The organism is Saccharothrix sp. NPDC042600 (assembly GCF_040647305.1).
In the GTDB taxonomy this organism is placed as follows: Bacteria; Actinomycetota; Actinomycetes; order Mycobacteriales; family Pseudonocardiaceae; genus Actinosynnema; species Actinosynnema mutabilis.
Genome location: NZ_JBEZBW010000043.1, coordinates 47764 through 65148 on the forward strand (window position 1 = coordinate 47764; position 17385 = coordinate 65148).

Sequence of the window (17385 nt, forward strand, 5' to 3'; positions counted from 1 at the left end):
TTCGATCGTGGAGGGTGTGTGGGTGGCCCTGCTCGGGCTGCTGACGGCGGGGTACTTCGCGCTGGCCGGCTTCGACTACGGCGTCGGGCTGCTGTACCGGTTCGTCGGCCGCGACGAGCCGGAGCGGGCGCGGGCGCTGCGCGCGATGACGCCGTTCTTCCTGGGCAACGAGGTCTGGCTGGTCGCGGCGGTCGGCGTGCTGTTCGGCGCGTTCCCCCGGCTGGAGGGCGAACTGCTGTCCGAGCACCGGGTCGGGTTCGTGACCGTGCTGGTGGGCCTGGTGCTGTTCACGGCGGCCGTGCAGCTGCGGATCGGGCCGTTGTGGGACGTGTTCGTGGTGGGCGGCGCGCTGGTCGTCGCGGTCGGCTGGGGCGTGCTGCTGGGTGACGTCCTGGGCGGGCCGCCGGTGCTGTGGGCGTTCGGCCTGGTGTCGATGTTCCTGTTGCACGGCGCGGTGTTCCTGGCCTGGCGGCTCGACGACCGGGCGCGGGTGCTCGTGGTGGCGCGGGTGCTGTTCGCGCCGGTGGCCTTGTTCGTGGTGGCGGCGGTGCTGCTGCGCGGTCCGGTGGCGGCCCCCGCGGTCGGCTTGACTGGTGCAATCGTGGTGTCGGCGGCCTTGACCGGGGCGTGGTTCGCGTTGCGGGCGAGGGCTTTCCGGCTGGCGTTCGCGGGCACGGCCGTGGTGTGCGCGGTGCCGGCGCTCGCGGTGTTCGGCGCGCGGGGCGTGGTGACGCCCGGGGTGATGTCGCACGCGCCGACGTTGCAGGCGTTGGGCTGGGTGGCGGCGGTCGTGCTGCCGCTGGTGCTGGTGTTCCAGTGGGCGACGTGGAGACTGTCCCGTGCGGCACGCTGACCGGCGGTACGTCGTCGCGCTGGCCCTGCTGGGGGTCGTGACGGCGGGTCTGGTGCTCGCGCAGGCCGAGGTGTTGGCCACCGTGCTCAGCGGTGGCGGCGGGCTGGGGGCGCTGGTCGCGGTCGTGGCCGCGCGGGGCGTCTTCGTGTGGCTCGGACGCGTTGTGGCGCAACGGGAAGCCGCGTCGGTGAAGGCCGCCCTGCGCAAGCGGGTGCTGCGCCACGGGACGGGATCGACCGGGGCCGTCACCACGTTGGTGGTCAAGGGCCTGGACGCGATCGAGCCGTACCTGGCCGGGTACCTGCCGCAGCTCGTGGTGTCGGTGACCGTGCCGGTGGCGGTGCTGGTCCGGCTGTCGTTCGCCGACTGGACCGCCGCCCTGACGATCGCCCTGACGCTGCCGCTGGTGCCGGTGTTCGCCGCGCTGGTCGGCCTGCACACGCGGGAGCGCACGCGGCGGCAGTGGGAGGGCTTGGCCGAGGTCGGCGGGCACTTCCTGGACGTCGTGCGCGGGTTGGGGACGCTGCGGCTGTTCGGCCGGGCCGCCGCGCAGGCCGGGACCGTGCGGGCGATGGCCGGCGCGCACGCCGCCGCCACCATGCGGACGTTGCGCGTGGCGTTCCTGTCGGCGCTGGTGCTGGAACTGGTGGCGACGCTGTCGGTGGCGCTGGTGGCGGTGCCGGTCGGGCTGCGGCTGCTGCACGGCGGGGTGACCCTGCACGTGGCGCTGCTGGTGCTGCTGCTCGCGCCGGAGGCGTACCTGCCGCTGCGGGCCGCCGGCGCGCAGTTCCACGCGAGCGCCGAGGGGTTGGCCGTGCTGGAGCAAGCGTTTGCGGCCACGCCGCGGGCGGAGGTCGTGGGGCGGCGTCCGCCGGACCTGCGGGTCGCGACCATCGAGTGCGACCGGGTGTCGGTGCGCTACCCGGGCCGCGACGGGCTCGCCCTGGACGGGGTGTCGCTGACGCTGTCGCCCGGCGAGCGGGTCGCGCTGGTCGGGCCGAGCGGGGTGGGCAAGAGCAGCCTGCTCGCGGTGCTGCTGGGCGAGGTCGAGCCGTGCGCGGGCCGGGTGCTGGTGGACGGCGTGGACCTGCGGGAGCTGGACCGGGCCGGGTGGCTGCGGCAACTGGCCTGGGTGCCCCAGCGGCCGACGCTGTTCCCGGGCACGGTCGGGGAGAACATCGCGCTGGGCGCGGAGGGGGCCGACGTGGTGACGGCCGCGCGGGCGGTCGGGTTGGGGGACCTGGTGGCGGCACGGCACCCGCTGTCGGCCGGTGAGCGGCAACGGGTGGCGCTCGCGCGGGCGCTGGTGCGGGACTCGGCGCGCGTGCTGCTGCTGGACGAGCCGACCTCGCGGCTGGACGGCCGGACCGAGGACGCCGTGCTGCGGGTGGCGCGGGGCTTCTCGCGCGGGCGCACGGCCCTGGTCGTCGCGCACCGCCCGGCCCTGCTCGACGAGGTGGACCGGGTGGTGGAGCTGCGATGAGGCTGGTGGTGGCGGTCGTCGTCGGGGTGGCGGCGGAACTCGCCGGGATCGGGCTCATGACGACCGCCGTGTGGCTGGTCGTGCGGGCCGCCGAGCAACCTCCGATGTCCGCGCTGGCGGTGGCGGTGGTGGCCGTGCGGACATTGGCCGTGGCACGCGGCGGCCTGCGCTACGCCGAGCGGTTGGCCGGGCACGAGGCCGTGCTGACGGCCATGGTCGAGGTCCGCGGGCGGGTGTACGAGTCGCTGGTGCGCCGGCCGTTGCGCGGCGGGGACGCGTTGACTCGGCTGGTGTCCGATGTGGACGCTCTCCAGGACGCGGTGTTGCGGTGCCTGCTGCCGGCCTGCGTGGCCGCGCTCGTCGGCGTGACGGCTGTCGCGGTGGTCCCCCAACTGGCTCTCGGTGTGGTCGTGGTCGGGCTGGTCCTCCCCCTGGCGGCCTTCGCCTTGGCGGACCGGCACTCGCGGGCGTTGGCTCCCCTGCGAGCCGAGCTGGCGGAGCGGACCGTGACGCTGCGGGAGGGCGTGGCCGAGCTGAGGGCGTTCGGGGCGCTGGACCGCGAACTCCAGCGGACCGACGCGGTCGTGGACGACCTGGCCGGGCGCGAGCGCCGCGGGACGTTCCCGGCGGCGGCGCTGGCCGGAGTGGCGGTGGCGGCGCAGTTCGGGTTCGCGGTTGTGCTGCTGGTCCGGGGCTCGCCCGCGCACGTAGTGCTCGGGGCGGTCGCCGTGCTGGAAGTGCTGGTGCCGCTGACGAACGCCGCCCAGAAGTGGGCGGAGGTCCGCGGTTCGGTGTCCCGTGTGCGGGAAGTGCTCGCCGCGCGGGCCGAGGACACACCGGCGGAACCGATCATCGACGTCACGCCCTACCACCGCGTCGGCGTCGTGGGTCCGAGTGGCGCGGGCAAGAGCACGCTCTTGCGGGCGGTCGCGGAGAAGCACGGGGCGAAGGGCGTGCTGGACGACGCCCACGTGTTCGAGCGCACGGTCCGGGAGAACGTCCTGTTCGCCAAGCCGGACGCCACCCGGGCCGACCTGGACCGGGTGGCCCGCGTCGCCGACCTGGACGTCGAGTGGGACGCCGACGCGAAGCTGTCCGGCGGCCAACGCCAACGCCTGCTCCTGGCCCGTGCCCTCCTGGCCGACCCGGACGTCCTGCTGCTGGACGAGCCCGTGGAAGGCCTGACCGTCGAGCACGGCGACCGGGTCCTGCGGCAAGTGCTCGACGCCGCCCGCGGCAAGGTCGTCCTCGTGACGCACCGACTGGCCCCGCTGCGGGACTTCGACCACGTCGTGGTCATCGAGGACGGCCGGGTCACCCAACGCGGCACCCACGCCGAACTGGTCGCGACCGAGGGCTACTACCGCGACCGGTGGAGCACCGAGCGCATCGGCGGCCGGTCGGCCATCAGCACGTCCACCGGTTTGGACAGCCACTCGTCGGCGACCGGCACGAACCGGGTCAGCGTGGTCGACGCGACCGGCACGCCCAGCCGGCGCAGCACGGTCCCGACCACCTGACTCGACATCGGCCCCAGCTCGTCCAGCGGCCGGTTGCGGTGCCGGCGGACACCCAGGTTGACCTGGGCGATCCCGTCGGCGCCGTACCGGTCGAAGGCGTCGAGCAGCAACCCGACCTCCACCCCGTACCCGGCGGCGAACGGCACCGACTCCAGGAACTCCCGCGTGCCCGCGTACTCACCGCCCAGCGGCTGCACGACCCCGGCCAACTCCGGCCGCAACGCGTTGAGCAACGGCCGCGCGGCCAGCTCGGTGACCCGCCCGCCGCCGGTGCCGCCCTGCCCCAGCGGACGCCGGTAGAAGCCCTTCACCAGGTGCACGTCCCGGGTCAGCAACGGCCCGAGCAGCGCCGGCACGTACCCGGGGTCGGGGTCCACCAGGTCGGCGTCGAGGAACACCACGAGGTCGCCGGAGGTCGCCGCGAGCGACCGCCACAGCACCTCGCCCTTGCCCGGCCACGGCGGCACGTCCGGCAGCACGTCGGTCCGCCGCACCACCCGCGCCCCGGCCGACGCCGCCACCTCGACCGTCCGGTCGACGGACCCGGAGTCCACGACGACCAGGTCGTCCACCAGCCCGCCAACCAACGGCCGCACGGCGGCGACGACCGCCCCCACGGTGGCTTCCTCGTCCAACGCCGGCAGCACGACGCTGACCGTGCGGGCCCCTTTGCGCCGCACCAGGTCCTCGACACTCCACGGTGGACGCTGCCAGGTGTTGTCGATCACGCCAACGCCCGCAGCACCCTGGCCGGCGGACGCGTCCCGGCGATGCCCGCCACCATCTCCACCACGTGCCGCGTCCGCTTGACCTGGTGGGCGCGGAACACCTTCGCGCCGAGCCAGGCGGCCACGGAGGTCGCGGCCAGCGTCCCGTCCACCCGGTCGGCGACGGAGGCGTCCAGCGTCTCGCCCACGAAGTCCTTGTTCGACAGGGCCATCAGCACCGGCCACCCGGTCCCGACCAGCTCGTCGAGCCGGCGCAGCAGCTCCAGCCCGTGCCAGGTGTTCTTGCCGAAGTCGTGGGTGGGGTCGATCAGCACCCCCTCGCGGGGCACCCCGACCGCCACCATCCGCTCGGCCCGCGCCACGAGTTCGTCGGCGACGGCGGCGACCACGTCCTCGTACCGGACGCGGTGGGGATCGGTGCGCGGCGGCAGCCCGCCGGTGTGCGAGCAGACGATGCCCACGCCGAACTCGGCGGCCACCTCGGCCAGCAGCGGGTCGGCCCCGGCCCAGGTGTCGTTGATCAGGTCGGCCCCTTCCCGGCACACCGCGCGCCCCACCTCGTGCCGCCAGGTGTCGACGCTGATCACCAGGTCGGGGTGCCGCTCGCGGACCGCGGCCACGAACGGCACGACCCGCCGGACCTCCTCGGCGGTGTCGACGTGCTCGCCCTTGGACCCGGCCTTCACCCCGCCGATGTCCACGATGTCGGCCCCGTCGGCCACGGCCCGGTCGACGGCGGCCATCGCGGCGTCGTCGGAGAAGGTCGCCCCCTGGTCGTAGAAGGAATCACGCGTCCGGTTGACGATCGCCATCACCAGCGCGCGGTCCTGGGGCACGTCACGCGATCCGAACCGGAGCATGCCGGCCATCGTGCCACCAGCCGGGACGATCAGCTTTCCGCAGGTCAACCGGGTGAACTGCGTCACACGCCATTGCTACTGGTGAGTACCACCACGTTTACTCGCCGGTAACACCCTGCGTGATCCAGGTCACGGTCAAGGAGGACCACGTGCGCCGGACACTCATCCTGCTGCTCGTCGCGATAACAGGTCTGGTCCTGGCGCCGCCCGCCCAGGCCGCCCCGGGCTTCGCCGTGCGCTACGAGACCATCCCCGGCCAGGGCGGCACGCCGCTCAAGGCGTTCGTGGTCGAACCGACCGGCCGCGGCAGCGGGCCGTTCCCCCTGCTCGTCCTCCCCTCCAGCTGGGGCGTCAACAACATCGAGTACGTCGGCGCCGCCGCCAAGCTCGCCTACGAGTCCGGCTACACCGTGATCAGCTACACCAGCCGCGGGTTCTGGGACTCCGCCGGCGAGATCGACGTCGCCGGCCCCGACACGATCGCGGACGTCAGCCGGGTGATCGACTGGGGTGTGGCGAACGCCGGCGGCGACGCGGCCAAGGTCGGCGTCGGGGGCATCTCCTACGGCGCGGGGCAGTCGCTGCTCGCCGCCGCCGCCGACCCCCGGATCAAGGCCGTCGCCGCGTTGAGCACGTGGACCGACCTGGCCCGGTCGCTCTACCCGAACGAGACCGTGAGCAAGCAGGCCGTCGAGCTGCTGCTCGCGGCGGGCAACCTCACCGGGCGACCCGGTCCCGTCCTGCGCGAGGCGGAGGCCGCCTACCGGGAGAACCGGTTCGAGGACGTCCTGCCCATCTCGCCCCCGCGCTCGCCCGCGTCCAAGGTGTCCGCGATCAAGGCCGCGGTGCTGATCGGCAACGCCTGGAACGACGGCCTCTTCCCGCCCGGCCAGGTCACCGACTTCTTCGCCCAGCTCTCCGGCCCCAAGCGCCTGATGCTGTCCCCGGGCGACCACGCGACCGCCGAGCTGTTCGGCGCGGCCGGGTTGCCCAACGAGATCTGGGCGTCGGTGGGCCGCTGGTTCGACCACCACCTCAAGGGGCTCGACAACGGCATCAACCGCGAGGGCGCGGTCCAGGTCAAGCCGAACAACGGGGGCGCGTGGCGGTCCTACCCGTCGTGGGCGGCGGCCACCGCCAAGACCTCCACGGTCGCCCTGTCCTCGGATTGGAACACCACCGGCTGGCCCACCATCGCCGAGTCCGGCACGGTCATGGTCAGCGGCGCGTTGCAGGGCTTCCTCGACATCCCGACCGGGGTCTCCATCCCGCTGGTCGACCGGCTCGCGTCCGGCGTCTGGCACGGACCGGTGCACTGGGGCGGCACGACGGTCAGCGGCACGCCCCGCGCCCACCTCACCGTCACCACCAGCGCCGAGACGACGTCCCTGTTCGCCTACCTGTACGAGGTCAACGCCCTCGGCCTGGGCGCGCTGGTCACGCACAAGCCGGTGACGCTGCGCGGCGCGGGCACCCGCACGCTGGACCTCGACCTGGAGCCGACGGTCTGGGACGTGGCCCCGGGCAACCGGCTGGTGCTGGTCGTGGACTCCGTGGACGCCCGCTACGGCGGCGAGAGCCGGCTCGGCGGGTCGGTCAGCTTCGGGTCGGACTCCTGGCTGAAGGTCCCGCAATCCTGACAGCAGGTGGCAGGCACTCCTGTCAGCATGGCCCGCATGGAATCGAAGTTCACCATCACCCGCTGGGACGAGACGACCGTCGACGAGACCGCGCCGAAGATCGGCCGCGTCGCCGTGGACAAGCACTACAGCGGACCGATGGAGGGCACCAGCACCGCCGAGCTGACCACGTGCCGGCCCGCTGAGGACCGGGCCGGGTACGTGGGCACCGAGAGGTTCACCGGCGTGCTGGAAGGGCGGACGGGGTCGTTCGTCTTCCAGCACGGCGGGGTCGTCGGGGCCGCCGGCGCGGACCGCTTCGGGCACGTGGTGCCCGGGTCCGGCACCGGCGAGCTGGCGGGCATCACCGGCACCGTGCGGATGGCGCACGAGCTGATCGAACTGGACTACCGCTTTGAGTGACCGGGCGCGCGTCCTCGCCTACCGGGTCGCGGCCCACCAGTTCGACCGCGCCACGACCGACCCGGCCGCGTTGCGGGTCTTCGACCTGGGCGTCCAGGACTCCGAGCGGTCGGCGCTGCCCGCGCTCGCGGCCCGGCTGCCCGAGGTGCCGGACCTGGCGGGGTTCACCCTGACGTGGTCGGTGCGGGGCGCGCCGCACTGGCACCGGCCGAAGGCGCTGCCCGCGCTGGCCGCCGCGCTGTGGCCGTTGAGCGACGCCGACGCCCTGGCCAGGATGAACCGGCCGAAGGTGGACGCGCCGCTGGACGTCTTCCGGTCGGTGGTCGAGGCGCTGAAGTCCGTGGTGGACCGGCCGATGACCAAGGGCGAGGCCTCCACCCGCCTGACGCCCCTGGTCCCACCCGGGGTCACCGGGTGGTGCCGGGGCTGCGGGGCGACCCACGTGCACGACCCGGTCTTCCGCATCGCCGTGCTGCCCGCCGGGCTCCGGTTCGACCCCGCCGCCAAGACGGTGACGTTCGTGGCGATCAAGGGCCGCCGGATTCCCCAGCGCACCAAGGGGTTCGAGGTCTTGGTGCACGACTACCTGGCGTTGCACGGCCCCGCCGGACCGTCCGAGGTCGCGGCCTACTTCGGCGCGCCGGTCAAGGACGTCAAGGCGGTCTGGCCGGACGACCTGGTCGAGGTGGGGCGCGGGGCGTTCCTGCCGGCGGACCGGGTGGCGGCCTTCGAGAACCCGCCCGAGCCCGACGTGGCGCGCCTGTTGCCGCCGCTCGACCCGTACTTGAGCGCGCGGGACCGCGACCTGCTGGTGCCGGACAAAGCGCACCAGAAGGAGGTGTGGCGCATCCTCGGGCGGCCGGGCGCGATCATGCTGGACGGCGAGATCCTGGGGATCTGGCGTGCGAAGACCTCGGGCAAGCGCTTGGACGTCACGCTGTCACCGTTCGCGCCGCTGGACATCGAACGCTTCGAGGAAGAGGCTCAGCGCTTGGCGGTTGCCAGGGGTTTGGAGAGCGCGAGGCTCAAGTAGCGAGGCAGCGTCGGCTTGTCGCGTCGCCTTTCCCGCCGATCACGCTTTCCGATCGGCGGGAAACGCGGCGCGACGAGCCGACTTCCCGGCGGCCTCGCCGCCGCGACGGAGTCGCGGCAATCAGGCACCGCAGGCGTCGAGGGCGGCCGTCACGTCGTCGGTCACCACCAGCGAGTCCAGCGCGAAGCGGGACACGAAACCGCGCGAGTGCAGGTCCGCCAGCCACTCCAGCAGGCCCCGGTAGTGGCCGTCCACGTCCAGCAGCACCACGGGTTTGCCGTGCATGGCGAGCACCCGCGAGGTCCACACCTCGAACAGCTCCTCGCACGTGCCGATCCCGCCGGGCAGCGCCAGGAACGCGTCCCCGTGCGCCTCCATCAGCGCCTTGCGGTCGCGCATGGTGTCCACCAGGAGCAGGTCGTCGGCCTCGCGGTCCGCCCACTCCCGGTCCACCAGCGCCCGCGGGATCACGCCGGTCGTGCGGGCGCCGCCGGCGCGGGCGGCTTCGGCCAGCGCGCCCATCATGGACGTCCGGCCGCCGCCCCAGGTCAGCGACCAGCCGCGCGCGGCGATCTGCCTGCCCACCTCCGCCGCCAGGTCCAGGTAGCTCCGCGGAACCGTCCGCAACGACCCGCAGTAGACGGTGACGGCGGTCAATGCGCCTCGCCCCACGCCTTGTGCGCCTCCTGGACCACGCGGACGGCGTCGTCGATGTCGTCGGTGACGTGCAGCAGCGCCAGGTCCTTCTCGCCGATCTTGCCGCCGCCCAGCACCGAGCGCTCCACCCAGTCGTACAGGCCCTGCCAGTAGTCGCTGCCGAACAGCACCACCGGGAACTTGGTGACCTTCTTGGTCTGCACCAGGGTCAGCGCCTCGAACAGCTCGTCCAGCGTGCCGAACCCGCCGGGCAGGCAGATGAACGCCTGGGAGTACTTGATGAACATGGTCTTGCGGACGAAGAAGTAGCGGAAGTTCACGCCCAGGTCCACCCACGGGTTCAGGCCCTGCTCGAACGGCAGCTCGATGCCCAGCCCGATGGAGAACCCGCCCGCCTCCGAACAGCCCCGGTTGACCGCCTCCATCGCGCCCGGACCGCCACCGGTGATCACCGCGAACCCGGCCTCGGCCAGCGCGCCGCCCAGCTTGCGGCCGATCTCGTACTCCGGGTGGTCGCGGCCGGTGCGGGCGGAGCCGAACACGGTGACCGCGCTGGGCACCTCGGCCAGCGCGCCGAAGCCCTCGACGAACTCGGCCTGGATGCGCAGCACCCGCCACGGGTCGGTGTGCACCCAGTCGCTCGGGCCGCGCGAGTCCAGCAACCGCTGGTCGGTGGTGGTCAGCTCGTCCCGGCGCCCGCGGCGCAGGACGACCGGTCCGCGCTGCTTCTCCTTGGGGTGCTCGTCGACGCCGTTGTGCTCACTCATTGGCGCGAGTGTAGTGCGGGTCTCACCCCCGGCTCAGGAACCGCCACAACACTTCGCGGCACCGCCGGACGTCGTTCACCGGCACGTGTTCCTGCTGGGTGTGGGCGAGCAGCGGGTCGCCGGGGCCGAAGTTGACCGCCGGGATGCCGAGCGCCGCGAAGCGCGCCACGTCGGTCCAGCCGAGCTTGGCGACCGGGGTGCCGCCGGCGGCCCGCACCAGCTCCTGGGCGGCCTCGGTGTCCAGGCCGGGCAGGGCGCCGGCGGACTGGTCGGTGACCACGACCTCGTAGCCCTCGAACACCTCGCGCAGGTGCTGTTCGGCCTGCTCGGGCGTGCGGTCCGGGGCGAACCGGTGGTTGACGGTGAGCACGGCGGCGTCCGGCACGACGTTGCCCGCGACCCCGCCCTCGACCTTCACCGCCTGGAGGCCCTCGCGGTAGACGCAGCCGTCGATGTCCACCCGGCGCGGCTCGTAGGCCTCCAGCCGGCGCAGGGCGTCCCCGATCGCGTGAATCGCGTTGACGCCCATCCAGCCGCGGGCGGTGTGCGCCCGGACGCCCTTGGTGCGCACCTCGATGCGCATGGTGCCCTGGCAGCCGGCCTCGATGATCGCGTTCGACGGCTCGCAGACGATGGCGAGGTCGGCCCTGAGCCACTCGGGCAGCTCCCGCTCGATGCGGTTGAGGCCGTTGCGCACCGCCTCGACCTCTTCGCAGTCGTAGAACACGAAGGTCAGGTCGTGGACGGGGTCGACGATCGTGGCGGCCAGGCTGAGCATGACCGCGTCCCCGCCTTTCATGTCGCACGTCCCGAGGCCGTGCAGGAGGTCGCCGTCCAGCCGCGAGGGCAGGTTGTCGTTCACGGGGACGGTGTCGAGGTGGCCGGCCAGCACGACCCGCTTCGGCCGGCCCAGGTTCGTGCGGGCCAGGACGCAGTTGCCCAGGCGGACGACCTCCAGCGCGGTCTGCGCGCGCAGGGAGCGTTCGACCAGGTCGGCCAGCTCCGCTTCGTCCCCGGACACGCTGGGCACGTCCACCAGCGCGGCGGTCAGCTCGACGGGATCGGCAGCGAGGTTCAAGGTGTCGGCCACGCCTCGGCACGTTACCGCGTGCCGGTCGCCCACTTCGGGTGGCGTTGCCCGGACCGATTACCGTTGACGCCCGTGAGCACCGAGAACCCGACCGGCGCGTACGGCGTCGGACTCGCCACCGTCACCCCTTCCGGCGCTGTGCTGGACACGTGGTTCCCGTCGCCGTCGCTGGGCGCCCCCGCCGTCCCGGGCACGCACCGCCTGTCGGCCACCGAGGTCGCCGAGGCGCTCGGCGAGGCCGCCGCGAAGCAGCTCGGCGTGGACGCCGAACGCGACGTCGAGGTCGTCGGCGTGCGGGTGGGGATCGGTTCGCTGGCCGACGCGCCGGCCGACACCTACGACGTCTACCTGCGCCTGCACCTGCTGTCCACGCGCCTGGTCCAGCCGCACGGCGCGAACCTCGACGGCGTGTTCGGCCTGCTCAACAACGTCGTGTGGACCAACCACGGCCCGTGCGCGGTGGACGGGTTCGAGGAGACCCGCCTGCGGCTGCGCACGCGCGGCCCGGTCACCGTCTACGGCGTCGACAAGTTCCCCCGGATGGTGGACTACGTCGTGCCGACCGGCGTGCGGATCGCCGACGCCGACCGCGTCCGCCTCGGCGCGCACCTCGCGGCGGGCACGACCGTCATGCACGAGGGCTTCGTGAACTTCAACGCGGGCACGCTGGGCGCGTCGATGGTCGAGGGCCGCATCTCGGCGGGCGTCGTCGTGGGCGACGGCTCGGACGTCGGCGGCGGCGCGTCGGTGATGGGCACGCTGTCCGGCGGCGGCAAGGAGGTCATCTCCATCGGCGAGCGGTGCCTGATCGGCGCGAACGGCGGCGTCGGCATCTCGCTGGGCGACGACTGCGTGGTCGAGGCGGGCCTGTACGTCACGGCCGGCACGAAGGTCACCGGCCCGGACGGCACGGTCGTGAAGGGCGCGGCCCTGTCCGGCACGCCGAACCTGCTGTTCATCCGCGACTCGACGACCGGCGTGGTCAAGGTCCTGCCGCGCAAGGGCACCGGCATCGAGCTGAACGCGGCCCTGCACTCGAACGAGTGACCCTCCGGGGGCCGCGACGCCTTCGCCCGCGGCCCCCGGAGGTCAGCCCCGCTCTTCGCCCGCGGTCAGCTCTCGGCCGGCCGGGACCTCTTCGACCCCGGCCGCGTGCCGCTGGGCCAACGCCTGGTAGATGGCGGCGTTGTGGTCCACCCACATCTTCGGCGCGCCCTCCAGCGGCACCTGCCGCTTGGCCGGCACGCCCATCGCCACCACCTCGGGCGGCACGACGCTGCCCGGCCCGACCATCGCCCCGGCGGCGATCAACGCCCGCTCCCCGATGACCGCGCCGTCCTGCACGGTGGCCCCGTTGCCGATCAACGCGCCCGCGCCGACCGTGCAGTCGTGCACGACGCACAGGTGCCCGATGGTCGCGCCCTTGCCGATCTCGACGCCCTGCTGGACGTGGATGACGGTGTTGTCCTGCACGTTCGCGCCCTCGCGGATGACCACCGGGCCGAAGTCGGCGCGGATGACGACGCCGTACCAGACGGACGCGCCCGCCTCGACGGTCACGTCCCCGATCAGGGTGGCGGTCGGCGCGATCCACGCGCTCGGGTGCACGACGGGCGTCTTGCCTTCAAACGAGTAGATCGGCATACCCAACAGTAATCTCCGCCGGGCACGCCGACCTCAGCCCGCCGGTCGGCCCGCCGGCCGCCCAACCCGCCGGCCGCCCAGCCCACCGGCCGCTCAACCCGCCAGGCGCTCAACCCGCCAGGCGCTCAGCCCGCGAGGCGCTCGGCCGCCCGCGCGACCCGTTCGTCGGTGGCCGTCAGGGCGATCCGCACGTGCCGGTCGCCGGTCGGGCCGTAGAACGTGCCCGGTGCGGCCAGGATGCCGCGTTCGGCGAGCCAGCCCACGGTGTCCCACGCGTCCTCGTCGCGCGTGGACCACAGGTACAGGCCCGCCTCGGAGTGGTCGACGGAGAAGCCCGCCGACTTCAGCGCGGGCAGCAGGACCTCGCGGCGGGCGCGGTAGCGCTCCCGCTGCGCGGCCACGTGCGCGTCGTCGTCCAGCGCCGCCGTCATGGCCGCCTGCACCGGCCGGGGCACGATCATCCCCGCGTGCTTGCGGACCTCCAGCAGCGCCGCGACCAGCGCCGGGTCGCCGGTCACGAACCCCGCCCGGTAGCCCGCGAGGCTCGACGTCTTGGACAGCGAGTGCACCGCGAGCAGCCCGTCCAGCGCGCCGCCGTTGACCTCGGGCCGCAGCGCGGAGACCGGTTCGGCCTCCCACGGCAGCGCCAGGTAGCACTCGTCCGAGGCGACCACCGCGCCGACGTCCCGGGCGTCCCGGACCGCTCGCGCGAGCGTCGCGGCGTCCTGGACGCGGCCGGTCGGGTTGGACGGCGAGTTCAGCCACACCAGGCGGGTGCCCTCGGGCGGCGGTTCGCCGTCGGCCAGGCGGACCGGCGTCGCGCCCGCGAGCTTCGCGCCCACCTCGTAGGTCGGGTACGCCAGGGCCGGGATGGCCACGACGTCACCCGGCCCGAGGCCGAGCAGCGTCGGCAGCCACGCCACCAGCTCCTTCGAGCCGATGGTGGGCAGCACGTCCCGCGGGTCCAGCCCGGTCACGCCGTGCCGGCGCGCGAGCGCGCCGACGACCGACCCGCGCAGCTCCGGCGTGCCGTGCGTGGTCGGGTAACCGGGCTGGTCGGCGACGCTCGCCAGGGCCCGTCGGATCAGGTCCGGGACCTCGTCCACGGGGGTCCCGATGGACAGGTCGACCACGCCGCCGGGGTGCGCGCGCGCCTTGGCGGCGTGGTCGGCCAGGGAGTCCCAGGGGAAGTCCGGGAGCCGCTTCGTCACTCGTGCGACGCCTGCGGCGGGAGAGCCTTCACGAACGCGGGGTCGGCGCTGACCTTGCCCACCTTCGAGGCGCCGCCCGGGGAGCCGAGCTCGTCGAAGAAGTCCACGTTCGCCTTGGTGTACTCCTTCCACTCGTCCGGGACGTCGTCCTCGTAGTAGATGGCCTCAACCGGGCACACCGGCTCGCAAGCACCACAGTCGACGCACTCATCCGGGTGGATGTAGAGCATCCGGTCGCCTTCGTAGATGCAGTCGACGGGGCACTCTTCGATGCACGCCTTGTCGAGCACGTCCACGCACGGCTGGGCGATCACATAGGTCACTGCGCTCTCCTGCTCTTGTTCTGGTCCACACCGCGCAAGCCGGAGAGTACGCGGCGGATCCGATTGTCCAACGCTCAGGCTTGCCTTATCGACACCGTGCTTCAGCTCACAGAACACCGTTTACCAGCAGAAGGGACGATGCGTGCATGGATTCGGTCACCGAGTTGGAGCAGCGGTGCGCGGACGCGTGGCCGGCGCTCGTCGACGAACCCCTGGGCCAGTGGCGACTGCGCGCGGCCGACGGCTTCACCGGGCGGGCCAACAGCGCCCTGACCACGGGCGACCCCGGCGTGCCGGTGTCGGCGGCGCTCGACCGGGTGATCACCTTCGCGGCGGCGCACGCGATCAAGCCGGCGGCCCACGTGGTGGTGGGTTCTCCTTCGGAGTCGGCCGTGGCGGGGGCGGGCTGGCGGGTCGATCATGATCACCCGGGTGGCGCATCGTCGTACGTGCTGACGGGCGCGCTGAGCGAGTTCGCCTGTCCGAAGTCCGAAGGAGTGGCCGTCCTCCCCTTGCCTTCTCCCGAATGGTGGAACCTGACCGCGCAGGACAACCCGACGGCGGCCCAGCGGCATGTACTGGGTAGCGGGGACGTGGTCGGGTTCGGCGAGGTTCGGCGGGAGGGGGTGGTGGTCGCGGCGGTGCGCGGGGCGGTGGTGGGCGACCTGCTGCACATCGCGCGGCTGGCGGTGGTGGAGTCGGCCCGGCGGACGGGTGCGGCGCGGGCGTTGATGGGCGCGCTGGCGGCTTGGGGGCTGGAGCGCGGGGCGACGCGGTGTGCGCTGCAGGTGGCGGAGCACAACGAGCCGGCGTTGCGGCTGTACGCGTCGTTGGGCTGCGCCGAGCACCACCAGTACCGGTACTGGGTGCCGGCGTAGACCGGCCCGCCCAGCGATGCCCGGCGGGCGAAGCTCGGCCAGCGATGCCCGCCGGACGATGCTCGGCCAGCGATGCCCGCCACCGCGCGCCTCGCCGCCTGCCGCACCGCCCGCCGCTGCCCAGGCACCGGTCCCGCCAGCCCGCGCCCGCCGGCCGCACGACAACCCAACCCGCTGCCCGCCCGCCAGCCGCCCGCCAGCCGCCCGCCCGCCAGCCGCCCGCCCGCTAGCCGCCCGCCGTGGCGAACCACTCGTAGGCGGCCCGCCGCACCCGCTTCAAGGCCGAACGCTCGCCGAAGTAGTCGCCCACCACCCCGACCACCGGCAGCATCCCCAGCGCCTGGTGGTAGAACCGCCCCTGCGGTCGCTTGTCCAGCTCGTCCTCCAGGGCCCACAGCACCTTGGCGAGCTTCCACACCGTCCGCCCGATCCCCCGCAGCCCGGCCTGCTGCCCCAGCTCCGACGTCAGCTCCGCCGTCTCCCGGTCCTCCGCCGACGCGTCCACCACCCGCCCGTCGACCGTCCGCTGGAACAACACGAACGCCAGCAGCCGCACCCGGTCCTCGACCGACCCGAACCCGTGCTCACCCGCCAGCGCCGACAGCACCAAGCCCTGCCCCGCCGCGCCCAGCGCCGACTGGATCGGCAACCGGTCCGCCAGCGCGCCGCCCACCCCGGGCAACGCCGCCAACAACGACACCAGCCGCCCCACCCGGTTCAGCCACCACGCGTCCCGCTCGGCGACCCCCATCGCCACCCACGCCGCCGTCCCGGGCACCTTCACCTGCGCCAGCCGGTCCCACAACCGGTCCACCGCCCGGCGGTCCGTGTCGCGTTCCAACGACCGGTCGCGCAGGGCCGACAGCTGGGCCGTGCGCAGGGTGTCCAGCAACGGCCCGGTGGCGCGGACGAACGGGCGCAGGGCCCGCACCACGTCCCGGTCACTGATCGCCGGCACGGGCCTGCCTCCCCATGAACGCCCCGACCGCCACCGCGCTGGGCAGCATCCCGCCCGCGAACAGCAGCAGCGTCCGCCAGTCGTTCACCAGCACCACGTCCCCGCCCGGCCCGAACACGCCGAGCACCAGCAGCGTCCCCAGCCACACCAGCAGCGGCGCGGCGGCGGCCAGCGGGCGGCGCGCGTAGGACGCCGCCCCCATCACCAACAGCGGGGTCGTGATGATCGCGACGACGACCGCGACCGGGAACGGGTAGTCGGCGACCTTGGGCAGCAGCGTCCCGTCCAGGCGCAGCGGCAGGAACAACAGCTCCAGCACCGCCAGCACGAACGCCTGGACGACGAACGCCGCGATCGCCAACCGGTCCCTCAATCCAGGCCTCCGAACAGGTCCGCCTCCGCACCGGAAGCGGAGCCGCGCGCCAGCACGTAGTACTCAGCCTGCACCACGGGCTGCGCGATGCCGTTGGACAGCGCGTACGCCGACCCGTCGGGCAGCACGCCGACCTGCGTGGAGTGTGCGCGCAACGCCCGCATCTTCGCCACCAGGTGGTCCGAGACGTCGACGACCGTCGTGATGGCCGCGTCGTCCACCACCGGCAGCTCGCCGTCCGACGGCAGCCGCCACGGCAGGTCCGGCAGCTCCGCGAGCGCCCGCACGCCCGCCGCGGTCGCGTCGCGCGAGGTCACCGCGTAGAACACGCGTTCGACCTCGGAGGACTCGCTCGTCGCGGCCATGGTGATGTCGTGCGCGCGGATGTGGTCGGGGTGGCCGTAGCCACCGTTCTCGTCGTAGGTCACGACGACCTGCGGCTTGACCGACGCGATGATCGAGGCCAGTTCGGCGGCCTGCTCGTCCACCGACCCCCGGATGAACGCACGGGGGTGGTCGTTGGCGGCGACGCCCGCCATGCCGGAGTCGCGCCAGCGGCCGATGCCGCCCAGGAACCGGTGGTCGGTCACGCCGAGCGCGGCGCACGCGGATCTCAGTTCGGCGACCCGGTAGCCGCCGAGCTGGTCGGCCGCGTCGGCGGCCAGTTCGCGCAGTGCGGGCGGGATGATCTCGCCCTCCTCGCCGAGGGTGCAGGTGACCACGGTGACGTGCACGCCGCTCGCCGCGTAGCGGGCGATGGTGCCGCCCGTCCACAGGCTCTCGTCGTCAGGGTGTGCGTGTACCAGCAGCAACCGTGGTGGAGCAGTCAGCGTCACCGGATCAGCGTAGAGACAGCGTCGGGGCCGCCGGAAATCCGGCTGCGGGCGTGGCGCGTGGCCCGGTGGTGTCGGTGGAGACCCCCGGTCCGGGCGTTAGGGTTCGGCCGTGCGCTTCGTGCTTGCCTC

The 17385-nt window shown here is 73.6% G+C and carries 18 protein-coding genes and 1 pseudogene; 8 read left to right on the forward strand and 11 right to left on the reverse strand.

Features of this window, described 5'->3' with window-relative positions; translation table 11 throughout:
- The first annotated feature begins 7 nt into the window (after window positions 1-7).
- The 3 genes and pseudogenes from AB0A74_RS24250 to AB0A74_RS24260 all read left to right on the forward strand — a co-directional run.
- Window positions 8-853, forward strand: a complete 846-nt coding sequence (locus tag AB0A74_RS24250) for a cytochrome d ubiquinol oxidase subunit II (RefSeq protein ID WP_358252755.1) — start codon at window positions 8-10, stop codon at window positions 851-853.
- Window positions 840-2336 (forward strand): thiol reductant ABC exporter subunit CydD, encoded by a 1497-nt coding sequence (gene cydD, locus AB0A74_RS24255; protein WP_358252757.1) that lies wholly within the window; start codon window positions 840-842, stop codon window positions 2334-2336. The genes AB0A74_RS24250 and cydD overlap by 14 nt, the downstream gene beginning before the upstream one ends.
- A 212-nt stretch (window positions 2337-2548) precedes the next feature.
- Window positions 2549-3499: pseudogene (locus AB0A74_RS24260) on the forward strand (ATP-binding cassette domain-containing protein); the annotation flags it as partial.
- A gap of 197 nt (window positions 3500-3696) precedes the next feature.
- Here the strand turns inward: AB0A74_RS24260 and AB0A74_RS24265 are convergent.
- On the reverse strand, window positions 3697-4584 hold the full coding sequence (locus AB0A74_RS24265) for a glucosyl-3-phosphoglycerate synthase (RefSeq protein ID WP_358252759.1): 888 nt from the start codon (window positions 4582-4584) through the stop codon (window positions 3697-3699).
- Window positions 4581-5453, reverse strand: coding sequence for a dihydropteroate synthase (gene folP, locus AB0A74_RS24270; protein ID WP_358252790.1), 873 nt, complete (start codon window positions 5451-5453; stop codon window positions 4581-4583). The genes AB0A74_RS24265 and folP overlap by 4 nt, the downstream gene beginning before the upstream one ends.
- A gap of 140 nt (window positions 5454-5593) precedes the next feature.
- On the opposite strand from folP, the gene AB0A74_RS24275 reads away from it, so the two are divergent.
- From AB0A74_RS24275 to AB0A74_RS24285, 3 genes are read left to right on the forward strand one after another with little or no spacing between them, the layout of a single operon-like run.
- Window positions 5594-7084, forward strand: coding sequence for a CocE/NonD family hydrolase (locus tag AB0A74_RS24275; protein ID WP_358252761.1), 1491 nt, complete (start codon window positions 5594-5596; stop codon window positions 7082-7084).
- Window positions 7085-7120: 36 nt separating this feature from the next.
- Window positions 7121-7486: a DUF3224 domain-containing protein gene (locus AB0A74_RS24280; protein WP_358252763.1), complete on the forward strand. Its 366-nt coding sequence runs from the start codon at window positions 7121-7123 to the stop codon at window positions 7484-7486.
- A complete protein-coding gene (locus tag AB0A74_RS24285) occupies window positions 7479-8519 on the forward strand; it encodes a crosslink repair DNA glycosylase YcaQ family protein (RefSeq protein ID WP_358252765.1) in 1041 nt (346 codons plus the stop codon). Before AB0A74_RS24280 ends, AB0A74_RS24285 begins: the two co-directional genes overlap by 8 nt.
- A 120-nt stretch (window positions 8520-8639) precedes the next feature.
- Here AB0A74_RS24285 and AB0A74_RS24290 read toward each other — a convergent pair whose 3' ends face one another.
- Genes AB0A74_RS24290 through dapE form a run of 3 tightly spaced genes read right to left on the reverse strand, consistent with a single transcriptional unit; the run spans window position 8640 to window position 11033 of the window.
- Entirely contained in the window at window positions 8640-9191 is a 552-nt protein-coding gene (locus tag AB0A74_RS24290; protein ID WP_358252767.1) for a TIGR00730 family Rossman fold protein, read from the reverse strand.
- Window positions 9173-9943: a TIGR00730 family Rossman fold protein gene (locus AB0A74_RS24295; RefSeq protein WP_358252769.1), complete on the reverse strand. Its 771-nt coding sequence runs from the start codon at window positions 9941-9943 to the stop codon at window positions 9173-9175. The genes AB0A74_RS24290 and AB0A74_RS24295 overlap by 19 nt, the downstream gene beginning before the upstream one ends.
- Window positions 9944-9965: 22 nt before the next feature.
- Window positions 9966-11033 (reverse strand): succinyl-diaminopimelate desuccinylase, encoded by a 1068-nt coding sequence (gene dapE, locus AB0A74_RS24300; RefSeq protein WP_358252771.1) that lies wholly within the window; start codon window positions 11031-11033, stop codon window positions 9966-9968.
- Between the two features lie 72 nt (window positions 11034-11105).
- On the opposite strand from dapE, the gene dapD reads away from it, so the two are divergent.
- A complete protein-coding gene (gene dapD, locus AB0A74_RS24305; protein ID WP_358252773.1) occupies window positions 11106-12080 on the forward strand; it encodes a 2,3,4,5-tetrahydropyridine-2,6-dicarboxylate N-succinyltransferase in 975 nt (324 codons plus the stop codon).
- Between the two features lie 42 nt (window positions 12081-12122).
- On the opposite strand, the gene AB0A74_RS24310 is transcribed toward dapD, so the two are convergent.
- From AB0A74_RS24310 to fdxA, 3 genes are all read right to left on the reverse strand, one after another.
- Window positions 12123-12677, reverse strand: a complete 555-nt coding sequence (locus AB0A74_RS24310; protein ID WP_358252775.1) for a gamma carbonic anhydrase family protein — start codon at window positions 12675-12677, stop codon at window positions 12123-12125.
- A gap of 125 nt (window positions 12678-12802) precedes the next feature.
- Window positions 12803-13888 carry a succinyldiaminopimelate transaminase gene (gene dapC / locus AB0A74_RS24315; protein WP_358252777.1) on the reverse strand — a complete coding sequence of 362 codons (1086 nt, stop codon included), beginning with the start codon at window positions 13886-13888 and terminating at the stop codon, window positions 12803-12805.
- Window positions 13885-14211, reverse strand: a complete 327-nt coding sequence (gene fdxA, locus AB0A74_RS24320; RefSeq protein ID WP_033430540.1) for a ferredoxin — start codon at window positions 14209-14211, stop codon at window positions 13885-13887. The genes dapC and fdxA overlap by 4 nt, the downstream gene beginning before the upstream one ends.
- A gap of 146 nt (window positions 14212-14357) precedes the next feature.
- On the opposite strand from fdxA, the gene AB0A74_RS24325 reads away from it, so the two are divergent.
- Window positions 14358-15089: a GNAT family N-acetyltransferase gene (locus AB0A74_RS24325; RefSeq protein WP_358252779.1), complete on the forward strand. Its 732-nt coding sequence runs from the start codon at window positions 14358-14360 to the stop codon at window positions 15087-15089.
- A 226-nt stretch (window positions 15090-15315) separates the two neighbouring features.
- Here the strand turns inward: AB0A74_RS24325 and AB0A74_RS24330 are convergent, their stop codons facing one another.
- The 3 genes from AB0A74_RS24330 to mshB are packed head-to-tail and all read right to left on the reverse strand — an operon-like array spanning window position 15316 to window position 17256.
- Window positions 15316-16047, reverse strand: a complete 732-nt coding sequence (locus AB0A74_RS24330) for a hypothetical protein (protein WP_358252781.1) — start codon at window positions 16045-16047, stop codon at window positions 15316-15318.
- On the reverse strand, window positions 16031-16420 hold the full coding sequence (locus AB0A74_RS24335; RefSeq protein ID WP_358252783.1) for a hypothetical protein: 390 nt from the start codon (window positions 16418-16420) through the stop codon (window positions 16031-16033). Before AB0A74_RS24335 ends, AB0A74_RS24330 begins: the two co-directional genes overlap by 17 nt.
- Window positions 16417-17256, reverse strand: coding sequence for an N-acetyl-1-D-myo-inositol-2-amino-2-deoxy-alpha-D-glucopyranoside deacetylase (gene mshB / locus AB0A74_RS24340; RefSeq protein ID WP_358252785.1), 840 nt, complete (start codon window positions 17254-17256; stop codon window positions 16417-16419). The genes AB0A74_RS24335 and mshB overlap by 4 nt, the downstream gene beginning before the upstream one ends.
- Between the last annotated feature and the right edge of the window lie 129 nt (window positions 17257-17385).